This is a genomic window from Streptomyces sp. NPDC091282 (assembly GCF_044757385.1).
Taxonomy (GTDB): domain Bacteria; phylum Actinomycetota; class Actinomycetes; order Streptomycetales; family Streptomycetaceae; genus Streptomyces; species Streptomyces gramineus.
The window spans coordinates 345,255-370,393 of record NZ_JBIVUX010000002.1; the positions used below are offsets into that span (position 1 = coordinate 345,255).

Below are 25,139 nucleotides of genomic sequence, written 5' to 3' on the forward strand. Positions count from 1 at the left end.
GGGCATCCCTGTTGTCTATTCGGCCTCGTTGAGCCGTCGCAGCAGTTCCAGCAGGGTCGCGCGTTCCGGTGCCGTCAGTCCGGCGAAGCAGCCGGCGAGCACCTGGCCGGCGACCCCGTGTCCGGCCGCCAGGATCCGCTCGCCCTCCGCGGTGAGGCGGTGCAGGATGCGGCGCCCCTGGCCCGGTTCCCGTTCCACCAGTCCCCGCGCCGCCATCCGGGTCACCAGCGTGCCGAAGGCCTGCTCGCTCTGGAAGGTGACGGCGGCCAGCTCGCGCGCCGAGGCGCCGGGCAGCCGGTCGATGGCGCGCAGCGCGTCCCACTGCGCGAGGGTGGTTCCGACGTCCGCGAGCGCGCTGTCCATCGCCCGGTGCTGCCGGTACTGGGCCTGTTTCACCGCTCGGCCGAGAACGTGCAGGTCGTCTTGCATGGGGCAAGCCTAACCCCTGACTAAGGTTGTTTATATAAAGATGTTTAGTTAGAGTCCTCGGCATGACGACGAACCGCACCGTCCCGGTGTATCCCGACCTGCCCCTCTCCCTCACCGAGGCCGGTTCCGGCCGAACCGTCCTCGTCCTGCACGGAGGCGGGGGCCCCGCGACCGTCGCGGGTCTCGCCGCCCGCCTCGCGGAGTCCGGCCATGTCCTCACGCCGGTCCACCCGGGCTGGGACGGAACACCCCGCCCCGACTGGCTGACCGACGTCGACGACCTCGTCACCGCCTATCTGCACCTGCTCCAGGACATCGGGGCGCGCGACGTCCTGGTCGTCGGCTCCTCGCTGGGAGGCCGGCTGGCCGCCGAGATGGCGCTCCGTGACACGGCCGGAGTGATCACCGGCCTCGTCCTGGTCAACGCGGTCGGCCCGGAGATCGACGGCGAGGAGGTCACCGACTTCTTCGCGCTGGACCCGCGCGCCCAGGCCGAGCACTCCTGGCACGACCCGGACCGCTTCCACGTCGACCCGGCCACCCTCCCCGCCGCCGAACTGGCCCGCCGGCAGGCCAACATGGCGACCATGCGGCTGCTCACCGACGGCGGCCGGATGACCAGCGCGAAGCTGCTGCCCCGGCTGGGCCGGGTGACGCGGCCGGTGCTGGTGGTCTGGGGCGAGAGCGACCGGATCGTCACCCCCGCCTACGGGGCCGCCTGGGCGCGGGCCTTCCCCGCGGGCCGGTTCGTGCCGGTGCCCGGCGCCGGTCATCTTCCGCACATCGAACGCGCCGACGTGACCGCCGAGTTGATCGAGGCCGAGCTGCGCCGTACCGGCACCCCGCGTGTTCTCGCAGGGTGAGGCCCCTTAGGGTGCCCTCGTGACTGCGCTTACCGACGACGAGAACATTCCCGGCCGTTACGGCCCCACCGCGACCACCGAGGCCGACCCGCGCGAGGTCGGCACGGTGCGCACCGAGTACTCCCCCGCCCACGACGGCGACCCCGATCCCGGTGAGATCGTGTGGACCTGGGTGCCGTTCGAGGAGAACGACGGGCGGGGCAAGGACCGGCCGGTGCTGGTAGTCGCCCGCGAGGCCGGCGGCACCCTGCTCGCGGTGCAGCTGTCGAGCAAGCGGCACGACGACGACCGCGAGTGGGTGGCCCTCGGCAGCGGCCCCTGGGACCGGTCGGGCCGCGACTCCTGGATAAACGTGGACCGCGTGCTGCGGCTGCACGAGGACGGCATGCGCCGCGAGGCCTGCGCGCTGGACCGGGGCCGCTTCAACCTCGTACGCAACCGCCTGCACGAGCGCTACGGCTGGCGGTGAGGATCTAGGCCGTAGCGGCCGTGTCCGCCGGGAACTCCTCGGTGAAGGCCGCGCGTACCGTCGATCCCGGCGTGCGGTCGAGGATCCCGAAGACCACGTGCGCGAAGGTCCCGGCGAACCGTCCGCCGGGGCCCAGCAGCCCCCGGAAGGCCCCCGCGACCTGGCGGGGGTCGTTCTGGAAGACGCCGCAGCCCCAGGCGCCGAGGACCAGCCGCCGGTAGCCGTGCGCGGCGGCCACCTCCATGACCCGCTCGGCCCGGACGGCCAGGACCTCCGGCAGTTCGGCGGTGCGCTCCGGTGCCGTACGGCGGATCACGCCGGCGTTGGGCGCCGCCGAGGTGAGGAAACCGGCGCGGTAGGGCTCCGCGAGGAGGCGTCCGCGGTCGTCGCGGAAGACCGGGACCGCCGGGGAGTGGATCACCCGGTCCGAGTAGAACGGGTCGCGGTGGGCGCGGTGGTGGTCGTAGAAGGCGCGGGCCTCCAGTTGGCAGGCGTAGAGCGCCGAGGCACGGCACAGGGCCTCCTCCTGTGCCTGCGCGCCGTTCAGATAGCCGCCGCCCGGGTTGCGTGCCGAGGCGAAGTTCAGGACCGCGACCGGGGCGTCCGCCAGCCGGCGGGCGGCCTCCAGGCTGCTCTCGCCGGTGACCTCGAACGCCGTGCGGACCGGGTCGGGCGCGGTGACCGGCACCGGCCGCGGGCCGTACATCCGGGTCCCGGCACGTGCGGCGGCGATGTCGGCGGCCAGGGAGACCTCGCGTCCTTCGGAGGTCCGGTAGCTCCCCGCCGCCACGATCAGCTCGGTCTCCTGGGCGATCCCGCGCAGGCGCGCGCTCATGGCGCCACCCCCGTGGACGCCATGCCCGCGACCTGCGCGGTCTCCCCCGTCGTGCTCATGCAGGCATCCTGGGTGATGCTTGTGGTGCGGTGCAACGGAGTTTCCTGTGCCCGAAACGGCGCCGGAACGTGCGAGGAAGCAGAGGTTACCGATCTAGAACGTCCGAATAGGTACCCTTGTGCGAATCGGCGCGAAGGTCTTGGGTGGAACGGACGATGCCGTCCCGGGCCCATCCACGGCCGGGCCGGCGGCATGGTGGAATCTCAGGAGGATCCCTACATGTCCGACTCGATATCCGACGGCGGCGACTGTACCGACGGGTCGGTGAAGACCGACTTCTCGGACGACCGCACCGCCGTCACCGAAGCCGAGGTGGAGGCCCTGGTCAAGGGCATCTGCTTCAAGACCGGCCCGCCCCGCACGGTCGGGGTCGAGGTGGAATGGCTGGTCCATGAGCTGCGGCAACCACAGCTCCGCGTGACACCCGAACGACTCGAAGCGGCCTACGCCGCACTGCGCACGGTACCCCTGGGGTCGGCGCTCACCGTCGAACCCGGCGGTCAGCTGGAGCTCAGCTCGCCGCCCGCCGCCTCCCTGACGGAGTGCATCGGTACCGTCTCCGCCGACCTGGACGCCGTCCGTACGGTCCTCGCCCGACAGGGCCTCGGCCTCGTGGGCGCCGGTCACGATCCCTGGCACACACCCCGCCGCTTCCTGCGCGAACCGCGCTACGAGGCCATGGAGAGATGCCTGGACCGCACCGGCCCGGCGGGCCGCCACATGATGTGCAGCTCGGCCTCAGTACAGGTCTGCCTGGACGCGGGGCACGAGGAGCCCGGTCCGCTGGGGCACGTCCGCCGCTGGTGGCTGGCCCATCAGCTGGGCCCGGTCCTGGTGGCCGCCTTCGCGAACTCCCCGTTGGTGGACGGACGTCCCACCGGCTGGGTCTCCACCCGGCAGCTGCTGTGGATGGAGATCGGCGCGGGCCGCGCGGGAGCGCCGCCGCTGGCCGGTGACCCGCGCGCGTCCTGGGCCCGGCACGTGCTGGACGCCCCGGTGATGTGCCTGCGCCGGGACGGTGGCCCGTGGGAGGTCCCCGACGGGCTCACCTTCCGGGAGTGGACCCGGTCCGGGTCGCCCACCAGGGCCGACCTCGCGTACCACCTCACCACGCTGTTCCCGCCGGTCCGGCCGCGCGGTCATCTGGAGCTGCGGATGATCGACGCGCAGCCCGGTGACGACGGCTGGATCGTGCCGCTGGCGGTGACGACGGCGCTGTTCGACGACCCGGAGGCCGCCGAGACCGCGTACCGGACGGTGAAACCGCTGGCCGAGCGGGCGCGGCCGCGGACCGCGCCGAACAATCCGCTGTGGATCGACGCGGCCCGTACCGGACTCGGCGACCCGGAGCTGCACGAGGCCGCCGTCGCCTGTTTCGCGGCCGCGCTGGAGGCACTGCCCCGGCTCGGCGCGGCCCGCGAGGTGGTGGCCGCCGTGGCGGCGTTCACCGACCGCTACGTGCGCCGGGGCCGCTGCCCGGCCGACGACCTGCTGGACCCCCTGCGCGGCGAACCGAGCCGCGCCCACGGGAAGGACATCCCCGCATGACCGCCCCCGAGACCGACATCGACATCGAGGCCCTGCGGGACCGGGCCCTGGCGTCCCTGACCACGGCCAGGGACCGCACCACGCTCCTGACCAGCTGCGTCGAGGGGCCCGACCTGACCGCCCAGCACTCCCCGCTGATGTCCCCGCTGGTCTGGGACCTGGCCCACATCGGCAACCAGGAAGAGCTCTGGCTGCTGCGCAACGTCGGCGGCCGGGAGCCGATGCGCCCCGAGATCGACAGCCTCTACGACGCCTTCGAGCACCCGCGCTCCGAACGTCCCACGCTGCCGCTGCTGCCGCCCGAGGAGGCCCGGCGGTACGCGGCCGAGGTGCGCGGGCGGGCGCTGGACCTGCTGGAGGGCGCGGCGTTCAGCGGCACCCGGCTGACCGAGGCGGGCTTCGCCTTCGGGATGATCGCCCAGCACGAACAGCAGCACGACGAGACGATGCTGATCACCCATCAGCTCCGCAAGGGCCCCCAGGCGCTGACCGCCCCGGACCCGGACCCGGTGCCGCCGTTCACCGGCCCCTCGGAAGTCCTGGTCCCCGGCGGCCCGTTCACCATGGGCACCTCCACCGAGCCGTGGGCGCTGGACAACGAACGCCCCGCGCACCGGCGGGAGGTCGCGCCCTTCTGGATCGACACCACCCCGGTCACCAACGGCCGGTACCTGGCGTTCATCGAGGACGGCGGCTACGACGACGAGCGCTGGTGGACCCCGGAGGGCTGGGCGCACGTCCGGGAGCACTCGATCGTCGCCCCGCACTACTGGCGCCGTGAGGGCGATCAGTGGCTGCGGCGCCGGTTCGGGGTCACCGAGGTCGTGCCGCCCGAGGAGCCGGTGCTGCACGTGTGCTGGTACGAGGCGGACGCCTACGCCCGCTGGGCCGGCCGCCGGCTGCCCACCGAGGCCGAGTGGGAGAAGGCCGCCCGGCACGACCCCGCCGAGAACCGGTCCCGGCGCTATCCGTGGGGCGACGCGGATCCGGCGCAGGCCCACGCCAACCTCGGCCAGCGCCACCTGCGCCCCGCCCCGGCGGGCAGCTATCCGCAGGGCGAGTCACCGCTGGGCGTACGGCAGTTGATCGGTGACGTCTGGGAGTGGACGTCCAGCGACTTCCTTCCCTACCCCGGCTTCAGCGCGTTCCCGTACAAGGAGTACTCGGACGTGTTCTTCGGCCCCGAGTACAAGGTGCTGCGCGGCGGTTCGTTCGCCGTGGACCCGGTGGCCTGCCGCGGGACGTTCCGCAACTGGGACTATCCGATCCGGCGGCAGATCTTCTCCGGATTCCGCACCGCCCGCAGCGCGGAGACGGCCTGATGTGCCGTCATCTGGCCTGCCTGGGACCCGAGGAGCCGCTCGGCCGGCTCCTCGTGGAGCCCGCCCACTCCCTGTACCGGCAGTCGTGGGCACCGCGGCGGCAGCGGTACGGGACGGTCAACGCCGACGGTTTCGGCGTGGGCTGGTACGCCGACGGTGATCCGCAGCCGGCCCGTTACCGGCGGGCCGGGCCGGTCTGGGCCGACCCGTCCTTCGCCGACCTGGCCCGGGTGGTGCGCACCGGCGCGCTGCTGGCCGCCGTACGGGACGCCACGCTGGCGGGTGCGGACGGCGAGGCCGCGGCGGCGCCGTTCGCCGCGGGCCGCTGGCTGTTCAGCCACAACGGGGCGATCCCCGGCTGGCCGCAGGCCGTGGCGTCCCTGGTGCCGCTGCTGCCCGCGGCCGACCTGCTCTCCCTGGAGGCACGCACCGACTCCGCGTTCGTCTGGGCCCTGGTCCTGCACCGGCTGCGGTCGGGCACACCGCCGGGCCGCGCCCTCGCCGAAACGGTTCTCCAGATCGCCGAGGCGGCCCCGGCGGCCCGGCTCAACCTGCTGCTCACCGACGGCGAGACCATCGCCGCCACCGCCTGGGGCGACAGTCTCAGCCACCTCTCGGAACCCGGCCACCGCGTCGTCGTCGCCTCCGAGCCGTACGACGACGACCCGCGCTGGCAGGACGTCCCCGACCGCACACTGCTCGTCGCGAGCCGCCGGGGCGTCACCCTCGCCCCGGTCGAGGACCGGGACCCGAGCCCGGCCGAGGCCCCGGCGTCCGCATCCCCGAAGGAGCCCTGTACGTGAGTCCCTTCCGTGTCACCCGCACCCTTCCCGAGGACGCGACGGACGCCGCGCTGCGCGCCGACGTCCTGAACGGCCTCACCGCCACGCCCAAGACGCTGCCGCCGAAGTGGTTCTACGACGCCCGGGGCAGCGAGCTGTTCGAGCAGATCACCGAACTGCCCGAGTACTACCCGACCCGGGCCGAACGGGAGATCCTGCTCGCCCGGTCGGCCGAGATCGCCGCCGCGAGCGGCGCCCGGACCCTGGTGGAGCTCGGCTCAGGCTCCTCCGAGAAGACCCGCCTGCTCATCGACGCGCTCACCTCCCTGGAGGTGTACGTCCCGGTCGACGTCAGCGAGAGCGCGCTGACGCAGGCCGGCCGGGCGCTCGTCGAGGAGCGCCCCGCGCTGTCGGTGCACGCCCTGATCGCCGACTTCACCGGCCGGATGAGCCTGCCCGAGACACCGGGGCCGCGGCTGGTGGCCTTCCTCGGCGGCACCATCGGGAACCTGCTGCCCGCCGAGCGGGCCGTGTTCCTGGCCTCGGTGCGCGGGCTGCTCGCGCCCGGTGACGCGCTGCTGCTCGGCACCGACCTGGTCAAGGACGAGGACGTGCTGGTCCGCGCGTACGACGACGCGGCCGGGGTGACGGCGGAGTTCAACAAGAACGTCCTGGCCGTCGTCGACCGTGAACTGGACGCCGACTTCGACCCGGCCGCCTTCGACCACGTCGCCCTGTGGGACGCGGAGCAGGAGTGGATCGAGATGCGGCTGCGCTCCCGTGTCGCGCAGACCGTGAAGGTGCCGGCGCTGGACCTGGCCGTCGACTTCGCGGCGGGCGAGGAGCTGCGCACCGAGATCTCGGCGAAGTTCCGGCGGGACGGCGTGACCGCCGAACTGGCCGCCGCGGGCCTTGAGCTGACCCACTGGTGGACCGACCCGCAGGGCCGCTTCGCGCTCTCCCTCAGCGTCGCCCGCTGACCCGCCGGCTCAGCCGAAGTCCGGCGCGAGCAGTTCGGTGATCCTGCGGGAGGCACGGCGGGCCTCGGTCGCGGGGTCCGCCCCGCGGAGCACCTTGGTCATGTAGCCCTTGATCGGGTTGGCGGCCTCGACCGCCGGCCAGTCGGGGGTGTTGGGGGTCGCCCGGCCCTGTGCGGCTCCCGCCGCCATGGCGGCGACCCCCTCCGACCCGGCGACCGCGCCCGCGAGCGTGGTCTTGTTCGGCACGTAGTTCATGGTGCGGGCCAGTTCGGTGTCCCACTTGGCGCCGGCCAGCGCGCCGACGACGGCGGTGGCATCGTAGGGCCGGTCGGTGTTCTGCGGTACGACCAGGTCGGAGCCGCCGGTGAAGACGGCACCGGGGTGCGCGGCGGTGCGGCCCGGCACCGGGAAGTAGCCGATCTCGTCCTTGAGTTCCGGGTTCTCCTGCACGATGGACTGGGCGAGGCCGGGCACCGCGATGAGCTGGGCGACCTGGCCGGAGGCGAACACCTGCGCCTGGGGCGGGTGTTCCTCGTCGGCGTCGACGGGTCCCGCGCCCAGGGCCTGGAGCCGCCGGTAGAAGTCCATCCCGCGCAGCGCGGCCGGGCTGTCCAGGGCGCCCTGCCAGGCGGCGTCCGTCTCCACCGCGAGGTCGCCGCCCTCGTCCCAGATGAACCCGGAGAGCGTGTACCAGTCCTGTCCGGCGAGGTAGATCCCCTGGTTACCGCCCGAGTTGAGCTTCTCGGTGTCGGCCAGCCACTCGTCGCGGGTTCTGGGCGGGGAGGTGATGCCGGCCTTCCTGAAGAGGTCCTTGCGGTAGATGACCACGCGGTTGGCCGCGTACCAGGGGATGCCGTACTGGCGGGAGTCGTCCCGGCCGGGTTCGGCGAGGCCGGGCAGCCAGTGCTCCTTGCCCCAGTCCCGCATCGACTCCAGGGTCAGGTCGGTGAGCCGGCCGCCCTCGACGTACTGCGGGACCTGGGTGTTGCCGACCTCGATGACGTCGGGAGCGTCGGCGGAGTCGGACTTGAGCGCCGTCTGCACCTTGTCCACGATCCCGGTCCACTGCTGGATGCGGATGTCGACGCGGATGTCCTTGTGGGTGCGCTCGAAGTCCGCGGTGAACCGGCGCAGGAACTCCGGGGAAGCACTGTTCTGCATCAGCCACACCGTGACCGTGTGCCGCCCGTCCGAGCCGCCCGGCAGGACGCCACAGGCGCTGAGCAGCGCGGCGGACACACAGACGAGGGCGAGCGGGCGACGAGGTCTCACGAGGGGGTCCAGTTCTGTCTGGCGGACAGGGGAAATGGCCCGACGTGGGGGAACGAGCACGGATGGCTCATACGGGTGTACGGGATTTTGGTACAGACCAATACGCAGGGTCAAGGGCCGCCGACACGGCGCGCGGTCAGGCGGTGACCCGGGCGACGAAGGCCGTGAGGTTGGCGAGGGTCCGCTGGACCTTCTCCTCCAGCGTGAGCGACTCGGGCATGCGGGCGCCGGCGCCCGCGTCCTTCCTGCCCCGGACGTAGAGCGGACAGGCGAGGTCGCTGCACAGGTAGACGCCCACGGAGTTCCCCTGCTGCCCGGCCCTGCCCGGCTTGGCGGCGACCATCAGCGAGACGCCTCCGGTGTGGGTGGTCAGGCAGATCGAGCACATGCTGCGCCGCGCCTGCCAGGAGGAGGCGCCCGAGGAGCGCAGGGCCAGGGCCACCGTGCGTCCGTCCAGCTCGACGGCCAGGTAGGCGCGGTCGGGCGCCTGGGGGTCCCGCCAGCCGAGGAAGTCCAGATCGCCCCACGGGCGGTCGGACAGGTCATGGGGGACGAACAGGCGCTTGGCCTCGCCCTTGGTGCAGTTCACGAAGGCGGCGCGGATCTCCCGCTCGGTCAGGGGCTTCATGCACCGCAGGCTAATTTGCCTAAAAGCTTTAGGCAAATGCATTATCGTTCTCGGCGGACAGGAGGAAGATTATGGCTAGAGCAGGGCTGACCCCGGAGCGGCTGACCGTGGCCGGGGCGGAGCTGGCCGACGAGGTCGGCTTCGACCAGGTGACCGTCTCGGCGCTCGCCCGGCGCTTCGACGTCAAGGTCGCGAGTCTGTACTCGCACCTGAAGAACTCCCAGGAACTCAGGACCAGGATCGCCCTGTTCGCCCTGGAGGAACTCGCCGACCGGGCCGCCGACGCCCTGGCGGGCCGGGCCGGGAAGGACGCGCTGGCCGCCTTCGCCGAGGCCTACCGGGGCTACGCCCGCGAGCACCCCGGCCGGTACGCCGCCGCCCGGCTCCGCCTCGATCCGGAGACGGCCGCCGCCAGTGCCGGCGTCCGGCACGCCCAGATGACCCGGGCCATCCTGCGCGGCTACGACCTGGCGGAGCCGGACCAGACCCACGCGGTCCGGATGCTCGGCAGCGTCTTCCACGGCTACGTCAGCCTGGAGCTGGCCGGAGGCTTCGACCACAGCGCCCCGGACCCGCGGGAGTCGTGGGCCTGGATCGTGGACTCCCTCGACGCCCTGCTGCGCGGCCGGGCCGCACCCACCCACTCCTCGACAGGCTGAGGCAATGAGCACCGAACCCGACTGGATCACCACCCCCGTCACCGCGGACCTGCTGCGCGGCTTCCTGGACGTGGAGGAGACCGCGCACGGCCTGCTGCCGCACCGGCTGCCCGCACGGGCGCGCCGGCAGATCCCGGACGACCGGCTGGCCCAGGCCGAGGCCCAGCCCTCCGGCGTACGGCTGGCCTTCCGTACCCGCGCCACCACCGTCGAACTGGACGCCCTGCCCACCAAACGGGTGTACCAGGGGTTCCCGGCCCCGGCGGACGGCGTGTACGACCTGATGGCCGACGGCCGCCTCACCGCCCAGGCGACGGTGCCCGGCGGCAACGTGTACACGGTCACCGACATGGTCACCCAGTCCGCCGAACTCACGGAGGGACCGGCCGGCACCGCGCGGTTCACCGGTCTGCCCGCGGGTGACAAGGACGTCGAGATCTGGCTGCCGCACACGGAGATCACCGAACTCGTCGCGCTGCGCACCGACGCCCCCGTCGAGCGGGCGCGGGACCGCGGGCGCAGGGTCTGGATGCACCACGGCAGTTCCATCAGCCACGGCTCGAACGCCACGCACCCGACGGCCACCTGGCCCGCGCTGGCCGCCGCCGAGGGCCAGGTGGAGCTGGTGAACCTGGGGTTCGGCGGCAGCGCGCTGCTGGACCCGTTCACCGCGCGCGCGATGCGGGACGCGCCCGCGGACCTGATCAGCGTGAAGATCGGCATCAACATCGTCAACGCCGACGCCATGCGCCTGCGCGCGTTCACCCCCGCGGTGCACGGCTTCCTCGACACCCTGCGCGAAGGGCATCCGAGCACACCGCTGCTGGTCGTCTCCGCCCTGCTGTGCCCGGTCCAGGAGGACACACCCGGACCGCTCGCCCCCGACTTCGACGGCGGGACCCTGCGGTTCAGGGCGACCGGCGATCCCGCCGAACGCGCGGCCGGCCGCCTGGCGCTCGGTGTCGTACGCGCCGAACTCGCCCGGATCGTCGCGCAGCGCGCGGCCGACGACCCGCACCTGCACTACCTCGACGGCCGGGAGCTGTACGGCGAGCGGGAGTACGCGCGGTTCCCGCTGCCCGACGAGGTGCATCCCGATCCGGCGGGGCACCGGCGCATCGCCGAGAACTTCGCACGGCTCGTGTTCGGCCCCGGCGGCCCCTTCGCCGCCGCGCCGCCGGTCACCGACGCCTCGCGCTCGGCTTCCGGATGCGGCACGGTGGAGTGACCACGAGAGGAGCATCCCGATGCCGAACCACACCTACCGGGTCACCGAGATCGTCGGCACCTCCAACGAGGGCATCGACCAGGCCATCCGCAACGGTGTCGCACGCGCCAACCAGACCCTGCGCAACCTGGACTGGTTCGAGGTGACCCAGGTCAGGGGCCAGATCGAGAACGGGCAGGTCGAGCACTACCAGGTGGGCCTGAAGGTGGGCTTCCGCATCGACGACGAGGGCTGACGGCCGCGGCCGCGCGGGGCGGGTCCCAGCGGGCGGGCGTCAGGTCCGCCCGTCCGCTTCCTGGGCCCGCTCCAGCGCGGCCGAGCGGTCGGCCCAGCGGGCCCGCACCACCGTGAACCCGGCCCGTTCGGCGTCGTCGCACACCAGCTCGTCGTCGTCGGCGAGGAAGCGGACCTCGCGCCGTTCGGCGAGGCGGCGCAGGATCTCCAGCTTGGTGCGCCGGGCGGGCCTGCGGTCGGCGTCGCGCCGCATGTGCACGCGCCCCTCGGGCAGCCCGTGGGCGGCGAGCCACTCCAGGGTGGCCCGCCGGCAGCGGTCGGGCCGCCCGGTGAGGTAGACGATCTCGCACTCCTCGGCGGCGGCCACGGCCAGCGCGATGCCCTCGGCGAGCGGCGGATCGTGCGGCGCCGCCGCGAAGAACGCGTCCCAGTCCCGGCGGCCGCCCTCCAGGAACCGCTGGCGGTGCGCGGTGTCGGCGAGCGTGTTGTCGATGTCGAACACGGCGAGGGGACGGTGGCTGCTCTCGGTCACGCGGCCACCCTAACCGGGCTCCCGCACCACGGTCGGGCGGCGGGAATCCTGGAGCCGCCGCGCTGTTGAACCCACTGTGAACGCGCTGACCGCCCGGACCCGGTTCTCCGTCCTCGACCGCTCACGCACCCGCGAGGGCCACTCCCCCGGTGCGGCGCTGCGGGACACCGTGGCGCTGGCCCGGGAGGTGGAGGCACTCGGCTACCACCGGTTCTGGGTGTCGGAGCACCACGGGGTGCCCGGGGTCGCCGGTTCGGCGCCGACCGTGCTGGCCGCCGCCGTCGCCGCCGCGACCCGCACCCTCCGGGTCGGGACCGGCGGTGTCATGCTGCCCAACCACCGGCCCCTGGTCGTGGCCGAGCAGTTCGGGGTGCTGGAGTCGCTGTTCCCCGGGCGGATCGACATGGGGCTCGGCCGGTCGGTGGGGTTCACCGACGGGGTCCGCAGGGCGCTCGGGCGCGGCAAGGACGACGCCGACGACTTCGCGGCGCAACTGGCCGAACTGCTCGGCTGGTTCGAGGGCACCTCGCCGACCGGCGTGCGGGCCCGCCCGGCCGAGGGGCTGCGGGTGCCGCCGTTCGTGCTGGCGATGGGCGAGGGCGCCGAGATCGCGGCCCGTGCCGGACTGCCGATGGTCATCGGCGACCTGCGCGACCGGGACCGGATGCGCCGGGGCGTCGACCGCTACCGGGACCGCTTCCGTCCCTCCGCATGGGCCGCCGAGCCCTACGTGGTGATCTCCGGGACCGTCGCCGTCGCCGCCACGCCCGAGGCGGCCCGGCGGCTGCTCGTCCCGGAGGCCTGGTCGATGGCGTACTCCCGCACCCACGGCAGCTTCCCGCCGCTGCCCCCGGCCGAGGCGGTCGAGGGCAGGACGATGACCGCCAAGGAGCGCGGCCTGTACGAGTCCGGTCTCGCCGGGCATCTCGCCGGCACCGCGGAGCAGGTCGCCGACGAGCTGGAGAGCGTCCTGAAGGAGACCGCCGCCGACGAGGTCCTGGTCACCACCAGTACGTACGACCGTACGGCGCTGCTGGACTCCTATCGGCGGCTGGCCTCCGTCGTGAACCCCTGATCAGACCTCGGCGGGATGGTCGGCGCGGACCACGATCTCGCCGTCGGCCGCGTCCACCACCGCCCGGTCACCGGCCGTCAGCTGACCGGAGAGCAGCAGGTCGGCGAGGCGGTCGTCGACCTCGCGCTGGATGGTGCGGCGCAGCGGGCGGGCCCCGAAGTCGGGTTCGTGGCCGAGGTTGGCGAGCAGTCCGGCGGCCTCGTCGGTGACGTCGAGGCCGACGTCCTGCGCGTGCAGGCGGCGCCGGGTGTTCTCCAGCAGCAGGTCGACGATCTCGCGCAGCTGGGTGCGGTCCAGGCCGCGGAAGACGATGATCTCGTCGATGCGGTTCAGGAACTCCGGCCTGAAGTGCTGCTGCAGGGCCGGCATGACGGCCTCGCGGACCTTGGTGTAGTCCTCGGTGCCGGCGGCCAGGATGCGGTCGGCGCCGATGTTCGACGTCATGATCACGACGGTGTTCTTGAAGTCGACGGTGCGGCCCTGGGCGTCGGTGAGGCGGCCGTCGTCGAGGAGTTGCAGCAGCGTGTTGAAGACGTCCGGGTGCGCCTTCTCCACCTCGTCCAGGAGCAGCACGGCGTACGGCTGCCTGCGCACCGCCTCGGTGAGCTGGCCGGCCTCCTCGTGGCCGACGTATCCGGGCGGGGCGCCGACCAGCCGGGAGACCGTGTGGCGCTCCTGGAACTCGCTCATGTCCAGGCGGATCATGCGGTTCTCGTCGCCGAAGAGGGCGGCGGCCAGGGCGCGGGCCAGCTCGGTCTTGCCGACGCCGGTCGGGCCGAGGAAGAGGAAGCTGCCCATGGGGCGGTTGGGGTCGCTCATGCCGGCCCGGGCGCGGCGGACCGCGCGGGCGACGGCGGTGATCGCCTCGTCCTGGCCCACCACCCGCTCGTGCAGGTGGTCCTCCAGCTTCATCAGCCGCTCCCGCTCCTCCTCGGTCAGCTCGGCGACCGGGATGCCGGTGCTGCGGGAGACGACCTCGGCGATGTCCTCGGCGGTCACCTTGGGCGCGTGCTCGTCGGCCGTGCCCTCCTGCGCCAGTTCCGCCTCGGTCTCCTTGATGCGGTCGCGCAGTTCCTTGGCGCGCTCGTACTCCTCGTCGGCGACGGCCTGGTCCTTCTCCCGGGTCAGGGCCGCGATCCGGTCCTCGATGTCCCGGGTGTCGGTGGGCGGGGTCTTCGAGCGCAGCCGGACCCGGGCGGCGGCCTGGTCCATCAGGTCGATCGCCTTGTCCGGCAGGAAGCGGGAGGTGATGTACCGGTCGGACAGCTCGGCGGCCGCGACGACCGCCTCGTCGGTGATCCGGACCTGGTGGTGGGCCTCGTACCGGTCGCGCAGTCCGCGCAGGATCGCGATGGTGTCGTCGACGCTGGGCTCGCCGACCAGGATCGGCGCGAACCGGCGTTCCAGGGCCGCGTCCTTCTCGATGTGCTTGCGGTACTCGTCGATCGTGGTCGCGCCGATCAGGTGCAGCTCGCCGCGGGCGAGGGCGGGCTTGAGGATGTTGCCCGCGTCCAGGGAGCCGTCTCCGCCTCCGCCGGCCCCGACCACGGTGTGCAACTCGTCCAGGAACAGCACCAGTCCGTCGCTGTTCTCGCGGACCTCGTCGAGGAGTTTCTTCAGCCGCTCCTCGAACTCGCCGCGGTACTTGGTGCCGGCCACCATGCCGGCCAGGTCGAGGGAGACCAGCCGCTTGCCCTCCAGGGTCTTGGGCACGTCACCGGCGACGATGCGCTGCGCGATGCCCTCGACGATGGCGGTCTTGCCGACTCCGGGGTCGCCGATCAGCACCGGGTTGTTCTTGCCGCGCCGGGAGAGCACCTCGATGGTCTGCTCGACCTCGTCGTCCCGTCCGATCACCGGGTCCAGGCGCCCGGCGCGGGCGTCCTCGGTGAGGTCGCGGCCGTACTCGTCGATGGTCGGCGTGGTGCTGGGCTTCTTCCGCTCCGCCGCGCCCTCGGCCGGCATCCGGGCGGGTTCCCAGCCGCTCTCGGCGAGCGCCCGGCCGGCCGTCGACTCCGGGTTCGCGGCGAGCGCGCGCAGCAGGTGCTCGGGGCCGATGTAGGAGGCGCCCTCGGCGCGGGAGATCTGGTAGGCGTCGAGCAGGGCGCGCTTGGCGGCCGGGGTCAGGGCGGTGGGCTCCGTCCGGCCACCGGTGCCGCCGTGGCCGGCGGTGAGCCGCTCGCGGAGCTGGTCGGGATCCGCGCCGGCCTCGGTGAGCAGCCGCCGGGTGGAGTCGTGCGTGGTGGCCGCGGCCAGCAGGTGCCGGGCGTCGACCTCGTCGCTGTCCTCGCCCGCGGCGAGTTCGCGGGCCTCCGCCACCAGTTCGCGCGCCCGCTCGGAGAGCAGGCTGCCGATGTCCACGCGCTGCGGGCGGCGGGCCGGCACGGCCGGTCCCGAGCCGCCGAAGAACCGGGACATCAGCTCGTCGAAGTCTTCGAAGGGGCTGCGGCCGTATCCGAAACCGGGAGTGCTCATGGGACCCGGGCCTTTCTGCGCTCAGCTTGCGGTCGGCGGGATTCCGCGTCTTCCAACCTCGCACAGGCGGGCCGGGCCCGCACGGGGACGGCCGCCGAGATGCGGACCGGGCCGGGGCCGGTGACGCTGGTGGGGAAGCCTCAACCAGCGAGGAGGGCTGCCATGTCCATGCTGGACAAGCTCAAGGGGATGCTCAAGGGCCACGAGGACCAGGCCAAGAAGGGCGTCGACAAGGGCGGCGACATGATCGACCAGCGGACCGGGAACAAGTACCAGTCCCAGGTCGACATGGGCCAGCAGAAGGCCACCGACTACATCGACCAGGAGCGGAACCGGAACAACCCTCCGCGGCCCTGACACACCGCACGGACTAGACTCGCGGGGTTTGTCCCTGCCCGGCGAGTCGTCCGTACCGAGTCTCCCTCCATGCACAGCTCTCATGATCCGTACGTCCGCGTCCGCGGCGCCCGGGAGCACAATCTCCGGGGCGTCGACGTGGACATCCCCCGGGACGTGCTGGCCGTCTTCACCGGGGTCTCCGGGTCGGGCAAGTCGTCGCTGGCGTTCGGGACCGTCTACGCCGAGGCCCAGCGGCGCTACTTCGAGTCGGTCGCCCCGTACGCGCGCCGGCTGATCCACCAGGTGGGCGCGCCGAAGGTCGGCGACATCAGCGGGCTGCCGCCGGCGGTCTCGCTCCAGCAGCGCCGCTCGGCGCCCACCTCCCGTTCCTCGGTCGGGACCCTCACCAACCTCTCCAACTCGCTGCGGATGCTGTTCTCGCGCGCCGGGGACTATCCGCCGGGCGCGCAGCGGCTGGACTCCGACGCGTTCTCCCCCAACACGGCGGCGGGCGCCTGTCCGGAGTGCCACGGCCTCGGGCGGGTGCACGGGACGACCGAGGAGTCACTGGTCCCCGACCCGTCGCTGTCGATCCGGGAGGGCGCGATCGCCGCCTGGCCGGGCGCCTGGCAGGGCAAGAACCTGCGGGACGTGCTGGACGCGCTCGGCCACGACGTGGACCGGCCCTGGCGCGATCTGCCCGCCGCGGAGCGGGAGTGGATCCTGTTCACGGACGAGCAGCCGGTGGTCACGGTGCACCCGGTCCGGGACGCCGACCGCATCCAACGGCCCTACCAGGGCACGTACATGAGCGCGCGCAGGTACGTCATGAAGACCTTCTCGGACTCCCGGAGCCCGGCCCTGCGGGCGAAGGCGGAGCGGTTCCTGACGAGCGCGCCGTGCCCGGTGTGCGGCGGCAGCAGGCTGCGGCCCGAGTCGCTCGCCGTGACCTTCGGGGGCCGTACGATCGCCGAGCTGGCGGCCGTGCCGCTGACCGGGCTGGCCGGGCTGCTCGGCGGTCCCGCCACGGAGACCGCGCGGGTGCTCACCGAGGACCTCACCGCCCGGATCGCCCCGGTCGTCGAACTCGGCCTCGGCTACCTGAGCCTGGACCGGGCGACCCCCACGCTCTCCGCGGGCGAACTCCAACGCCTGCGCCTGGCGACGCAGTTGCGCTCCGGGCTGTTCGGCGTCGTCTACGTCCTCGACGAGCCGTCGGCCGGGCTGCACCCGGCGGACACCGAGGCGCTGCTGACGGTCCTGGCCCGGCTCAAGGAGGCCGGGAACTCGGTGTTCGTCGTCGAGCACCATCTGGACGTGGTGCGCGGCGCCGACTGGCTGGTGGAGGTGGGTCCGGGCGCCGGCGAGCACGGCGGCCGGGTGCTGTACAGCGGGCCGGTGGCCGGGCTGGCCGGGGTCGCGGAGTCCGCCACCGCCCGCTTCCTGTTCGCGACGGGGCCCGCTCCGGCGCGCGAACTCCGTCCGGCCGCAGGCCGGCTGAAGGTCGGCCCGGTCACCCGGCACAACCTGCGGTCGGTCACGGCCGAGTTCCCGCTCGGGGTCCTCACCGCCGTCACCGGGGTCTCCGGGTCGGGCAAGTCGACGCTGATCGGCGAGATCAGCGAGGAACTGGACGGGGTCGAACGGCTGGTGTCGGTGGACCAGAAGCCGATCGGCCGCACCCCGCGCTCCAACCTGGCGACCTACACCGGGCTGTTCGACGTCGTACGGAAGGTGTTCGCGGCCACCGATCAGGCGCGGGAGCGCGGTTTCGGCGCGGGACGGTTCTCCTTCAACGTGGCCGGCGGACGGTGCGAGACCTGCCAGGGCGAGGGTTTCGTCAGCGTGGAGCTGCTGTTCCTGCCCAGCACCTACGCGCCCTGCCCGGACTGCGGCGGTGCCCGCTACAACCCCGCGACGCTCGAAGTGACCTACCGGGGGCGGAACATCGCCGAGGTGCTGGACCTGACCGTGGAGAGCGCGGCGGAGTTCTTCGCGGACACACCGGCCGTGGCCCGCAGTCTGGACACGCTGCTCGACGTGGGTCTCGGCTACCTGCGGCTGGGACAGCCGGCCACGGAGCTGTCCGGCGGCGAGGCCCAGCGGATCAAGCTGGCCGGCGAGTTGCAGCGCGGGCGGCGCGGGCACACCCTCTACCTGCTCGACGAGCCGACGACCGGCCTGCATCCGGCGGACGTCGAGGTGCTGATGCGCCAGCTGCACGGGCTGGTGGATGCCGGGCACACGGTCGTGGTGGTCGAGCACGACATGGCGGTGGTGGCGGGCGCGGACTGGGTGATCGACCTGGGTCCTGGCGGCGGGGACCGGGGCGGCCGGATCGTCGCGGCGGGCCCGCCGGCCGAGGTCGCGCGGGCTGCGGGCAGCGTCACGGCGCCCTATCTGTCCCGCGCCCTCGCCGGCTGACCACCCGCGCCGGTCCGGGCCGTTCCGGGGGCCGGGGCGTGCCCGGCCCGCCGACGGCTACGGCGTCGACTCGCTCAGGCTCCACGGGGAGAGCGGCCGCTGCGCGACCGTGCCGGGGCTGACCAGGGCCGCGTGCGTCCAGGCCGGCTCGTGGGTCACCGGCTGGGCGGCGCGGGCGAGGGTGCGGCGGTCCGGGTGGCTGCCGGCCGGTATCAGCGGCCGGACGTCCACCTCGGCGACCAGGCCGCGGGTCGACACCACGCGCCACACGGAGGCGAGCAGCGTGTCCTCGCCGACGTAGGCGGGCACGGTGCTGGCCTCGCCCGCTTCCCGCCGGTAGTGCAGCCGCACCGGCTGCACGGGGGTGCCGGCGTCCAGGGCGGCCTGGAAGACGGCCCTGCGGAACCGGCCCTGCGCGCGGCCGCACCAGGTGCTGCCCTCGGGGAAGGCGACCACTGCGGCGCCGTCCCGCAGCGCGCCGGAGATCCGTCCGACGGTGTCCGGCAGCGCGCGCAGCCGGTCCCGGTCGATGAAGAGCGCTCCCGCACCGGCCACCAGCGCGCCGGCCACCGGCCAGTCGCGGATCTCCTTCTTGGCGAGCATCCGGGCGGGCCGTACGGAGGCCAGCAGCGGGATGTCCATCCAGGAGATGTGGTTGGCGACGAGCAGCACACCGCCGGTGGCCGGGGCGCTGCCGTTGGTTCTGATCCGGACCCCGGCGGCCAGGACGACCAGCCGGGAGAACCGCCGCACCCACGCGGTGGGGATCCGGCCGCCGAGCGGAAGCAGCAGGACCGCGACGACGATCAGGGCCAGGACCGCGGTGAACCGCAGCACGGCACGCGGCAGGACGGCGAGCGACCTCGCGGACTCGACGCAGGCGCCGGGCGTGCACGGCGCGCTGGGCAGCCAGACGCTCATCAGGCCGGGACGAGCGAGAGGAAGTGCCGCAGATAGCGCGCGTTGACGCGGCGCATCGACAGCAGGACGTACATGTCGGCGACCCCGAAGTCCGGGTCGTGGGCGGGCTCGCCGCAGACCCAGGCGCCGAGCCGCAGGTAGCCGCGGAGCAGCGCGGGGAGTTCGGCGCGGCCCTCGGGGGCCGGGCCCTCGGGCGTCCAGGGGCGCAGCGGTCGTACCCGCAGCTCCTCCGGGGCCAGGTGCTTGTCGCGCACCCGCTCCCAGGTGGCGGCCGCCAGGGCGCCGCCGTCGGCGAGCGGGACGGAGCAGCAGCCGGCCAGCCACTCGTGGCCGCGGTCGACCATGTAGCGGGCTATGCCGGCCCAGATGAGGCCGATCACGGCGCCGTCGCGGTGCGCGGGGTGCACGCAGGAGCGGCCGACCTCGACCAGGTTGGGGCGGATGGCGGCGAGCGGGCCGAGGTCGAACTCGCCCTCGGAGTAGAGGCGGCCCGCGACGGCGGCGCGTTCGGGCGGCAGCAGCCGGTAGGTGCCGACGACCTCGCCGGTCAGGGCTTCCCGGATCAGCAGGTGGTCGCAGAACGCGTCGAAGGCGTCCACGTCGAGACCCGGTTCCGGCCCGTCGAGCCGGGCGCCCATCTCTCCGGCGAACACCTGGTGGCGCAGGCGCTGTGCGGCGCGGACGTCGTCCTCGTCGCGGGCGAGCTGCACCAGGTAGCCGGAGTCCCCGGTCGGGGCGGCGAGAGCAGGGGGTGAGGCGGGCATGGCGGTCATGGAGGTCTCCTGCGCCGAGCGGAAGCTGAGGAAATCTGCACCTGCTTTCTTCCTTGGCAGGCTGGACTCGGCGTGACGTGCGCGGGACCCGTGGATGTGCGGCTGCTGAATGCCGGGATTCGGGGGGTGCGGCACCCCCGCGCGTGTCCTGATGGACGCGCCGAAGCAACGCTACCGTGACCCGGCCGCGTCGTTGCGCGCCCCCGGCAGGGCCGTCGGTCACGGCGAAACGGGGCCGGGGAGCACCAGCCCCGGCCCCGCCCGTCCGCACGTGTCGGCGAACGTTCATGTAAGCGCCTCGTGCGGCGCTACCGCTTCCCGGCCTTCCGGGTGGCCCGCAGCCACTCCTTGTTCATGCTCGTGATGGACACCAGCGGAATGCCCTTCGGGCAGGCGGTCGCGCACTCCCCGGTCAGCGTGCAGCCGCCGAAGCCCTCGTCGTCCATCTGCGCCACCATGTCCAGCACCCGCGTCTCCCGCTCGGGCGCCCCCTGGGGCAGCACGTTCAGGTGGTTGACCTTGGCGGAGGTGAACAGCATCGCGGCCCCGTTGGGGCAGGCCGCCACGCAGGCGCCGCAGCCGATGCACTCCGCGTGCTCGAAGGCGAAGTCGGCGTCGGCCTTCGGCACCGCCGTGGCGTGCGCCTCCGGCGCGGCACCGGTGGGCGCGGTGACGTAGCCGCCGGCCTGGATGATCCGGTCGAACGCGGACCGGTCGACGACCAGGTCCTTGACCACCGGGAAGGCGGCGGCCCGCCACGGCTCGACGTCGATCGTGTCGCCGTCCCGGAAGGACCGCATGTGCAGCTGGCAGGTGGTGGTGCGCTCCGGGCCGTGCGCGTCCCCGTTGATCACCAGGGAGCAGGCGCCGCAGATCCCCTCACGGCAGTCGTGGTCGAAGGCGACCGGGTCCTCGCCCTTGAGGATGAGTTCCTCGTTGAGGGTGTCGAGCATCTCCAGGAAGGACATGTCCGACGAGATGCCGTCCACCTCGTAGGTGGACATCGCGCCGTCGGCGTCGGCGTTCTTCTGCCGCCAGACGCGCAGGGTGAGCCTCATGCGTAGCTCCGCTGGGTGGGGTGGACGTACTCGAAGACCAGGTCTTCCTTGTGCAGCACGGGGGCGTCCCCGGTGCCGGTGAACTCCCAGGCGGCCGCGTAGGAGAACTCGTCGTCCCGGCGGGCGGCCTCGCCGTCCGGTGTCTGGGACTCCTCCCGGAAGTGGCCGCCGCAGGACTCGGCGCGGTGCAGCGCGTCGAGGCACATCAGCTCGGCCAGTTCCAGGTAGTCGACGATGCGGTTGGCCTTCTCCAGGGACTGGTTGAACTCCTCGCCGGTGCCCGGCACCTTGATCCGGCGCCAGAACTCCTCGCGAATCTGCGGGATGCGCTCCAGCGCCTTGCGCAGTCCCGCGTCCGTGCGGGCCATGCCGCAGAACTCCCACATGAGTTCGCCGAGTTCGCGGTGGAAGGAGTCGGGGGTGCGGTCGCCGTCGACGGACAGCAGCAGGTTCAGCCGGTCCTCGGTCTCGGCCAGCACCTCCTGCACGACGGGGTGTTCGTCGGTCACCGCGTCCTGGTGGGGGTTGCGGGCGAGGTAGTCGTTGATGGTCGCCGGCAGGACGAAGTAGCCGTCGGCGAGGCCCTGCATCAGCGCGCTCGCGCCGAGCCGGTTGGCGCCGTGATCGGAGAAGTTGGCCTCGCCGACCGCGAACAGTCCGGGCACGGTGGTCTGCAGGTCGTAGTCGACCCACAGGCCGCCCATCGTGTAGTGCACGGCCGGGTAGATCCGCATCGGCACCTGGTAGGGATCCTCGTCGGTGATCCGCTGGTACATGTCGAAGAGGTTGCCGTACTTGGCCTCGACGGCCCCCCGTCCCAGCCGGGCGATGGCGTCGGCGAAGTCGAGGTAGACGCCCTGCCCGCCGGGGCCGACGCCGCGCCCCTCGTCGCAGACGTTCTTCGCGGCGCGGGAGGCGATGTCGCGCGGGACCAGGTTGCCGAAGGACGGGTAGATGCGCTCCAGGTAGTAGTCGCGCTCGTCCTCGGGGATCCGGTTCGCGGGCCGGGTGTCGCCCTTGGCCTTCGGCACCCAGATACGGCCGTCGTTGCGCAGCGACTCGCTCATCAGGGTGAGCTTGGACTGGTGGTCCCCGGTGCGCGGGATGCAGGTGGGGTGGATCTGGGTGAAGCACGGGTTGGCGAAGTACGCGCCGCGGCGGTGCGCCCGCCAGACGGCGGTGGCGTTGGAGTTCATGGCGTTCGTCGACAGGTAGAAGACGTTGCCGTAGCCGCCGCTGGCGAGGACGACGGCGTCCGCGAAGTAGGTGTCGATCTTCCCGGTGATCAGATCGCGGGCCACGATCCCGCGGGCCCGGCCGTCGATCACGATCACGTCGAGCATCTCGGTGCGCGGGTGCATCTCCACGTTCCCGGCGGCGATCTGCCGGCTCAGCGCCTGGTAGGCGCCGAGGAGCAGCTGCTGGCCGGTCTGGCCGCGGGCGTAGAAGGTGCGGGAGACCTGGACGCCGCCGAAGGACCGGGTGTCCAGCAGGCCGCCGTACTCGCGGGCGAACGGCACGCCCTGGGCCACGCACTGGTCGATGATCTCGACGGAGATCTGCGCGAGCCGGTGGACGTTGGACTCCCGGGCCCTGAAGTCGCCGCCCTTGACGGTGTCGTAGAACAGCCGGTGCACGGAGTCGCCGTCGTTGCGGTAGTTCTTGGCCGCGTTGATGCCGCCCTGCGCGGCGATGGAGTGGGCGCGGCGCGGGGAGTCCTGGTAGCAGAACTGGACGACGTGGTAGCCCTGTTCGGCGAGCGTGGCCCCGGCGGAGCCGCCCGCGAGTCCGGTGCCGACGACGATCACCGTGTGCTTGCGCCGGTTGGCCGGGTTGACCAGCCTGGCCTCGAAACGGCGCTTGTCCCAGCGCTCGTTGACCGGCCCGGAAGGGGCCTTGCCGTCGGTGACGGCCTCGCCGGTCGTGTAGTTCGCGTAGTCGGTCATGTTCAGCTCACCACTCCGGTCATGACACCCACGGGGACGGCGATGAAGCCGGCCGTGAGCAGCAGCGCGAGGACGTCGGCCGTGGCCTTCAGGGCGCGGTCGCGGGTGCGGCTGCCGACGCCGAGGGTCTGGGCCGCGCTCCAGAAGCCGTGCCGGATGTGCAGGCCGAGGGCGAGCATCGCGACGATGTAGATGACGTTGCCGTACCAGGTGGAGAAGGTGTCCACGACGTTCTGGTACGGGTGGCCCTCCTGGAAGCCGCCGGAGTGCACGGTGCCGGTGGTCAGGTCCAGGATGTGCCAGACGATGAAGAGGGCGAGGATGATCCCGCCCCAGCGCATGGTGCGCGTCGCGTAGCCGGCCCGGCGCCTGCCGTGCACGTACGCGACGGGACGCGCCTTGAGGTCACGGCGGCTGAGCTGGTACGCGGACGTGGCGTGGGCGACCACGGCGACGACCAGGACGATCCTGACGAGCCAGAGCGTCCACTCGTAGTGCATGAAGGGTTCGCCGACGGTGCGCAGCCAGTGGGCGTAGTGGTTGAACTCGCCCGCCCCGAAGAAGATCTTCAGGTTCCCGATCACGTGCGCGACCAGGTAGAGCAGCATGACCAGGCCGCTGACGGCCATCACGGTCTTCTTGCCGACGGAGCTGTCCCACATCGTGCGTGCCATGGACGGCCGTCGGTCCGTCCGCGTTGCCAGAGCCATGTGCAGGACGGTAGGCCGCCGGGACCCGATCGGTCCAAGACATGGTACGGCTTGATTCGATAGCCACCAGCTATCGTGTCCTCATGCAGTTCCAGCAGCTCCAGTACTTCGTCGCCGTGGCGGAGACCCGTCACTTCACCCGCGCCGCGGAGCTGGTGCACGTCGCCCAGCCCTCGCTGTCCCAGCAGATCAAGGCGCTGGAGCGGGAACTGGGAGCGGATCTCTTCCTGCGCGCCAGGGGCAACATCACGCTCACCGACGCGGGCGAGGCGCTGCTGCCGCTGGCCCGGCGGATCCTCGCGGACGCGGACACCGCCCGGCACGAGGTGCAGGAGCTGGTGCAGCTGCGGAGCGGCCGGGTGCGGCTCGGGGCGACGCCGAGTCTGTGCACGGGACTGCTGCCGGACGTCCTGCGCGCCTTCCACGACCGCTACCCGGGCATCCAGCTGCTCATCGAGGAGAGCGGCTCCCACGACCTGGTGCGGGAGCTGGCCCGCGGGGCGCTGGACCTCGCGCTGATCGTGCTGCCGCTGCCGCCGGCCTCGCCCGCGCTGACCACGGTGGAGCTGCTGCGGGAGGACCTGGTGGTGGTGTCCTCACCGGAGGCGACGGCTCCCGGGCGCGGACGCGGCGGGGTGCAGATCGCCGACCTGGAGGGCGAGCGGCTGGTGATGTTCCGGCACGGGTACGACCTGCGGGAGCTGACCGTCGCGGCGTGCCGCTCCGCCGGTTTCGAGCCGCAGTTCGCCGTCGAGGGCGGCGAGATGGACGCCGTGCTCGGGTTCGTGCGGGCCGGGCTCGGGGTGGCCGTGGTGCCGCGGATGGTCGCGGCCCGGTCGGGGCGGGGGCTGCGGGTCACTCCGCTGGCCCGGCCGGGTCTGCACCGCACGATCGCCCTGGCGCACCGCAGCGACGTGGCTCCGCCGCGGGCCGCGCGGGAGCTGCAGCGGATGCTGCTGGAGAGGTGAGCGGCGCGCACCCGCCGCCGTGCGCCGGGCCCGTGCTACGCGTCGGCGTCCGCCGCGGCGACCCATGTGTAGCGGACCGACTGGCCTTCCCGCGAACGCTCCGCGTCCCCCTTGGCGACCAGGGCCTCGACGGCGTTGCGTACGACGACCTTCCCCGAGGACCGCACCGTGCCGGGCAGCCCGGCGAAGATGTCGTTCACGGAGACCGGTTGCTCGCAGGCGCGCAGGAACCGCACGACGGCGTCCCGGACCGAACCCCGCCGGGCCGCCGGCCCGCGGGACGCCGGGCCGGGCTCCGGAGCGACCGGGGCGGGGGCGGGCTGCCGGGACCGGACGTCGCGGGCCCTGGGGACCGCGGCCCCTTCGGCGGCGCCGAGGTTCTCCCACAGCCGGCCGAGGAGCAGACGGTCCGCGCGCAGGGCCTCCAGACGTGCCTCGGTCCGGGCGATCTCCGCCTCGACCCGTTCCAGATCGGCCCGGACCTGATGGGCGTACACATCGCTCAGGGACCCCGGCGCGGCTGCCTCTGCGGACATCGGACACCTCCGTTTCGGGCACTGTATCCGACATACCGGACCGCACGGGGACGAAGGCGTCGAGGGCACACCC

General features: G+C 72.9%; 25 protein-coding genes. 13 read left to right on the forward strand and 12 right to left on the reverse strand.

Annotated elements, in window-relative coordinates:
* Positions 1 to 15: 15 nt before the first annotated feature.
* Complete coding sequence (locus ACIQOE_RS08680; protein WP_362643514.1) at positions 16 to 429, reverse strand: MarR family winged helix-turn-helix transcriptional regulator; 414 nt, start codon at positions 427 to 429, stop codon at positions 16 to 18.
* Positions 430 to 491: 62 nt separating this feature from the next.
* Between ACIQOE_RS08680 and ACIQOE_RS08685 the strand changes: the two genes are divergently transcribed.
* Together ACIQOE_RS08685 and ACIQOE_RS08690 are read left to right on the forward strand one after the other, a co-directional pair.
* The gene (locus ACIQOE_RS08685; protein ID WP_401410575.1) at positions 492 to 1,292 is read left to right on the forward strand and encodes an alpha/beta fold hydrolase; all 801 of its coding nucleotides are present in this window, start codon (positions 492 to 494) and stop codon (positions 1,290 to 1,292) included.
* Positions 1,293 to 1,311: 19 nt separating this feature from the next.
* Complete coding sequence (locus ACIQOE_RS08690; RefSeq protein ID WP_351313884.1) at positions 1,312 to 1,761, forward strand: type II toxin-antitoxin system PemK/MazF family toxin; 450 nt, start codon at positions 1,312 to 1,314, stop codon at positions 1,759 to 1,761.
* Between the two features lie 4 nt (positions 1,762 to 1,765).
* On the opposite strand, the gene ACIQOE_RS08695 is transcribed toward ACIQOE_RS08690, so the two are convergent.
* Positions 1,766 to 2,596: a TIGR02452 family protein gene (locus ACIQOE_RS08695; protein ID WP_401410577.1), complete on the reverse strand. Its 831-nt coding sequence runs from the start codon at positions 2,594 to 2,596 to the stop codon at positions 1,766 to 1,768.
* Positions 2,597 to 2,875: 279 nt separating this feature from the next.
* Here ACIQOE_RS08695 and egtA point away from each other — a divergent pair, with 279 nt between their 5' ends.
* From egtA to egtD, 4 genes are read left to right on the forward strand one after another with little or no spacing between them, the layout of a single operon-like run.
* Positions 2,876 to 4,204 (forward strand): ergothioneine biosynthesis glutamate--cysteine ligase EgtA, encoded by a 1,329-nt coding sequence (egtA, locus tag ACIQOE_RS08700; protein ID WP_351313890.1) that lies wholly within the window; start codon positions 2,876 to 2,878, stop codon positions 4,202 to 4,204.
* Positions 4,201 to 5,526, forward strand: a complete 1,326-nt coding sequence (gene egtB, locus ACIQOE_RS08705; protein ID WP_351313893.1) for an ergothioneine biosynthesis protein EgtB — start codon at positions 4,201 to 4,203, stop codon at positions 5,524 to 5,526. The genes egtA and egtB overlap by 4 nt, the downstream gene beginning before the upstream one ends.
* Positions 5,526 to 6,329 (forward strand): ergothioneine biosynthesis protein EgtC, encoded by an 804-nt coding sequence (egtC, locus tag ACIQOE_RS08710; protein WP_362643519.1) that lies wholly within the window; start codon positions 5,526 to 5,528, stop codon positions 6,327 to 6,329. Before egtB ends, egtC begins: the two co-directional genes overlap by 1 nt.
* Positions 6,326 to 7,288: an L-histidine N(alpha)-methyltransferase gene (egtD, locus tag ACIQOE_RS08715; protein ID WP_365559618.1), complete on the forward strand. Its 963-nt coding sequence runs from the start codon at positions 6,326 to 6,328 to the stop codon at positions 7,286 to 7,288. The genes egtC and egtD overlap by 4 nt, the downstream gene beginning before the upstream one ends.
* A gap of 9 nt (positions 7,289 to 7,297) precedes the next feature.
* On the opposite strand, the gene ACIQOE_RS08720 is transcribed toward egtD, so the two are convergent.
* A complete protein-coding gene (locus ACIQOE_RS08720) occupies positions 7,298 to 8,560 on the reverse strand; it encodes an extracellular solute-binding protein (protein ID WP_365559619.1) in 1,263 nt (420 codons plus the stop codon).
* Between the two features lie 136 nt (positions 8,561 to 8,696).
* A complete protein-coding gene (locus ACIQOE_RS08725; RefSeq protein WP_365559621.1) occupies positions 8,697 to 9,188 on the reverse strand; it encodes an FBP domain-containing protein in 492 nt (163 codons plus the stop codon).
* A gap of 71 nt (positions 9,189 to 9,259) precedes the next feature.
* Here ACIQOE_RS08725 and ACIQOE_RS08730 point away from each other — a divergent pair, with 71 nt between their 5' ends.
* Genes ACIQOE_RS08730 through ACIQOE_RS08740 form a run of 3 tightly spaced genes read left to right on the forward strand, consistent with a single transcriptional unit; the run spans position 9,260 to position 11,310 of the window.
* Positions 9,260 to 9,847: a TetR/AcrR family transcriptional regulator gene (locus ACIQOE_RS08730; RefSeq protein ID WP_351313907.1), complete on the forward strand. Its 588-nt coding sequence runs from the start codon at positions 9,260 to 9,262 to the stop codon at positions 9,845 to 9,847.
* Between the two features lie 4 nt (positions 9,848 to 9,851).
* Complete coding sequence (locus ACIQOE_RS08735; RefSeq protein ID WP_401410582.1) at positions 9,852 to 11,075, forward strand: GDSL-type esterase/lipase family protein; 1,224 nt, start codon at positions 9,852 to 9,854, stop codon at positions 11,073 to 11,075.
* A gap of 19 nt (positions 11,076 to 11,094) precedes the next feature.
* Positions 11,095 to 11,310 (forward strand): dodecin, encoded by a 216-nt coding sequence (locus ACIQOE_RS08740; RefSeq protein WP_351313913.1) that lies wholly within the window; start codon positions 11,095 to 11,097, stop codon positions 11,308 to 11,310.
* A gap of 39 nt (positions 11,311 to 11,349) precedes the next feature.
* Here the strand turns inward: ACIQOE_RS08740 and ACIQOE_RS08745 are convergent, their stop codons facing one another.
* Positions 11,350 to 11,841, reverse strand: coding sequence for a hypothetical protein (locus ACIQOE_RS08745; RefSeq protein ID WP_351313916.1), 492 nt, complete (start codon positions 11,839 to 11,841; stop codon positions 11,350 to 11,352).
* A 76-nt stretch (positions 11,842 to 11,917) separates the two neighbouring features.
* On the opposite strand from ACIQOE_RS08745, the gene ACIQOE_RS08750 reads away from it, so the two are divergent.
* Positions 11,918 to 12,916, forward strand: a complete 999-nt coding sequence (locus tag ACIQOE_RS08750; protein ID WP_399009469.1) for an LLM class flavin-dependent oxidoreductase — start codon at positions 11,918 to 11,920, stop codon at positions 12,914 to 12,916.
* Here ACIQOE_RS08750 and ACIQOE_RS08755 read toward each other — a convergent pair whose 3' ends face one another.
* The gene (locus ACIQOE_RS08755; protein WP_351313922.1) at positions 12,917 to 15,391 is read right to left on the reverse strand and encodes an ATP-dependent Clp protease ATP-binding subunit; all 2,475 of its coding nucleotides are present in this window, start codon (positions 15,389 to 15,391) and stop codon (positions 12,917 to 12,919) included. It abuts the gene before it with no gap.
* Between the two features lie 162 nt (positions 15,392 to 15,553).
* Here ACIQOE_RS08755 and ACIQOE_RS08760 point away from each other — a divergent pair, with 162 nt between their 5' ends.
* Together ACIQOE_RS08760 and ACIQOE_RS08765 are read left to right on the forward strand one after the other, a co-directional pair.
* Positions 15,554 to 15,748, forward strand: a complete 195-nt coding sequence (locus ACIQOE_RS08760) for an antitoxin (RefSeq protein WP_351313925.1) — start codon at positions 15,554 to 15,556, stop codon at positions 15,746 to 15,748.
* Between the two features lie 69 nt (positions 15,749 to 15,817).
* The gene (locus ACIQOE_RS08765) at positions 15,818 to 18,154 is read left to right on the forward strand and encodes an ATP-binding cassette domain-containing protein (protein ID WP_401410585.1); all 2,337 of its coding nucleotides are present in this window, start codon (positions 15,818 to 15,820) and stop codon (positions 18,152 to 18,154) included.
* A gap of 57 nt (positions 18,155 to 18,211) precedes the next feature.
* On the opposite strand, the gene ACIQOE_RS08770 is transcribed toward ACIQOE_RS08765, so the two are convergent.
* The 5 genes from ACIQOE_RS08770 to ACIQOE_RS08790 form a co-directional block, all read right to left on the reverse strand.
* Positions 18,212 to 19,075 carry a lysophospholipid acyltransferase family protein gene (locus tag ACIQOE_RS08770; protein ID WP_365567580.1) on the reverse strand — a complete coding sequence of 288 codons (864 nt, stop codon included), beginning with the start codon at positions 19,073 to 19,075 and terminating at the stop codon, positions 18,212 to 18,214.
* A complete protein-coding gene (locus ACIQOE_RS08775; RefSeq protein ID WP_399009473.1) occupies positions 19,075 to 19,848 on the reverse strand; it encodes a GNAT family N-acetyltransferase in 774 nt (257 codons plus the stop codon). Before ACIQOE_RS08775 ends, ACIQOE_RS08770 begins: the two co-directional genes overlap by 1 nt.
* 308 nt (positions 19,849 to 20,156) lie before the next feature.
* Positions 20,157 to 20,906, reverse strand: coding sequence for a succinate dehydrogenase/fumarate reductase iron-sulfur subunit (locus ACIQOE_RS08780; protein ID WP_351313934.1), 750 nt, complete (start codon positions 20,904 to 20,906; stop codon positions 20,157 to 20,159).
* Positions 20,903 to 22,852 (reverse strand): fumarate reductase/succinate dehydrogenase flavoprotein subunit, encoded by a 1,950-nt coding sequence (locus ACIQOE_RS08785; RefSeq protein WP_365567582.1) that lies wholly within the window; start codon positions 22,850 to 22,852, stop codon positions 20,903 to 20,905. Before ACIQOE_RS08785 ends, ACIQOE_RS08780 begins: the two co-directional genes overlap by 4 nt.
* A 2-nt stretch (positions 22,853 to 22,854) precedes the next feature.
* A complete protein-coding gene (locus ACIQOE_RS08790; protein WP_351315965.1) occupies positions 22,855 to 23,526 on the reverse strand; it encodes a succinate dehydrogenase in 672 nt (223 codons plus the stop codon).
* Positions 23,527 to 23,645: 119 nt separating this feature from the next.
* Between ACIQOE_RS08790 and ACIQOE_RS08795 the strand changes: the two genes are divergently transcribed.
* Positions 23,646 to 24,530, forward strand: a complete 885-nt coding sequence (locus ACIQOE_RS08795; RefSeq protein WP_351313937.1) for a LysR substrate-binding domain-containing protein — start codon at positions 23,646 to 23,648, stop codon at positions 24,528 to 24,530.
* A gap of 35 nt (positions 24,531 to 24,565) precedes the next feature.
* Here ACIQOE_RS08795 and ACIQOE_RS08800 read toward each other — a convergent pair whose 3' ends face one another.
* A complete protein-coding gene (locus ACIQOE_RS08800) occupies positions 24,566 to 25,066 on the reverse strand; it encodes a hypothetical protein (RefSeq protein ID WP_401410589.1) in 501 nt (166 codons plus the stop codon).
* Between the last annotated feature and the right edge of the window lie 73 nt (positions 25,067 to 25,139).

Coding starts and splice junctions, on each gene's coding strand:
- ACIQOE_RS08680 (WP_362643514.1), bottom strand. CDS start 429: ATGCAAGACGACCTGCACGTTCTCGGCCGAGCGGTGAAACAGGCCCAG.
- ACIQOE_RS08685 (WP_401410575.1), top strand. CDS start 492: ATGACGACGAACCGCACCGTCCCGGTGTATCCCGACCTGCCCCTCTCC.
- ACIQOE_RS08695 (WP_401410577.1), bottom strand. CDS start 2,596: ATGAGCGCGCGCCTGCGCGGGATCGCCCAGGAGACCGAGCTGATCGTG.
- egtA (WP_351313890.1), top strand. CDS start 2,876: ATGTCCGACTCGATATCCGACGGCGGCGACTGTACCGACGGGTCGGTG.
- egtB (WP_351313893.1), top strand. CDS start 4,201: ATGACCGCCCCCGAGACCGACATCGACATCGAGGCCCTGCGGGACCGG.
- egtC (WP_362643519.1), top strand. CDS start 5,526: ATGTGCCGTCATCTGGCCTGCCTGGGACCCGAGGAGCCGCTCGGCCGG.
- ACIQOE_RS08725 (WP_365559621.1), bottom strand. CDS start 9,188: ATGAAGCCCCTGACCGAGCGGGAGATCCGCGCCGCCTTCGTGAACTGC.
- ACIQOE_RS08730 (WP_351313907.1), top strand. CDS start 9,260: ATGGCTAGAGCAGGGCTGACCCCGGAGCGGCTGACCGTGGCCGGGGCG.
- ACIQOE_RS08735 (WP_401410582.1), top strand. CDS start 9,852: ATGAGCACCGAACCCGACTGGATCACCACCCCCGTCACCGCGGACCTG.
- ACIQOE_RS08740 (WP_351313913.1), top strand. CDS start 11,095: ATGCCGAACCACACCTACCGGGTCACCGAGATCGTCGGCACCTCCAAC.
- ACIQOE_RS08755 (WP_351313922.1), bottom strand. CDS start 15,391: ATGAGCACTCCCGGTTTCGGATACGGCCGCAGCCCCTTCGAAGACTTC.
- ACIQOE_RS08760 (WP_351313925.1), top strand. CDS start 15,554: ATGTCCATGCTGGACAAGCTCAAGGGGATGCTCAAGGGCCACGAGGAC.
- ACIQOE_RS08765 (WP_401410585.1), top strand. CDS start 15,818: ATGCACAGCTCTCATGATCCGTACGTCCGCGTCCGCGGCGCCCGGGAG.
- ACIQOE_RS08770 (WP_365567580.1), bottom strand. CDS start 19,075: ATGAGCGTCTGGCTGCCCAGCGCGCCGTGCACGCCCGGCGCCTGCGTC.
- ACIQOE_RS08775 (WP_399009473.1), bottom strand. CDS start 19,848: ATGACCGCCATGCCCGCCTCACCCCCTGCTCTCGCCGCCCCGACCGGG.
- ACIQOE_RS08780 (WP_351313934.1), bottom strand. CDS start 20,906: ATGAGGCTCACCCTGCGCGTCTGGCGGCAGAAGAACGCCGACGCCGAC.
- ACIQOE_RS08785 (WP_365567582.1), bottom strand. CDS start 22,852: ATGACCGACTACGCGAACTACACGACCGGCGAGGCCGTCACCGACGGC.
- ACIQOE_RS08790 (WP_351315965.1), bottom strand. CDS start 23,526: ATGGCACGCACGATGTGGGACAGCTCCGTCGGCAAGAAGACCGTGATG.
- ACIQOE_RS08795 (WP_351313937.1), top strand. CDS start 23,646: ATGCAGTTCCAGCAGCTCCAGTACTTCGTCGCCGTGGCGGAGACCCGT.
- ACIQOE_RS08800 (WP_401410589.1), bottom strand. CDS start 25,066: ATGTCCGCAGAGGCAGCCGCGCCGGGGTCCCTGAGCGATGTGTACGCC.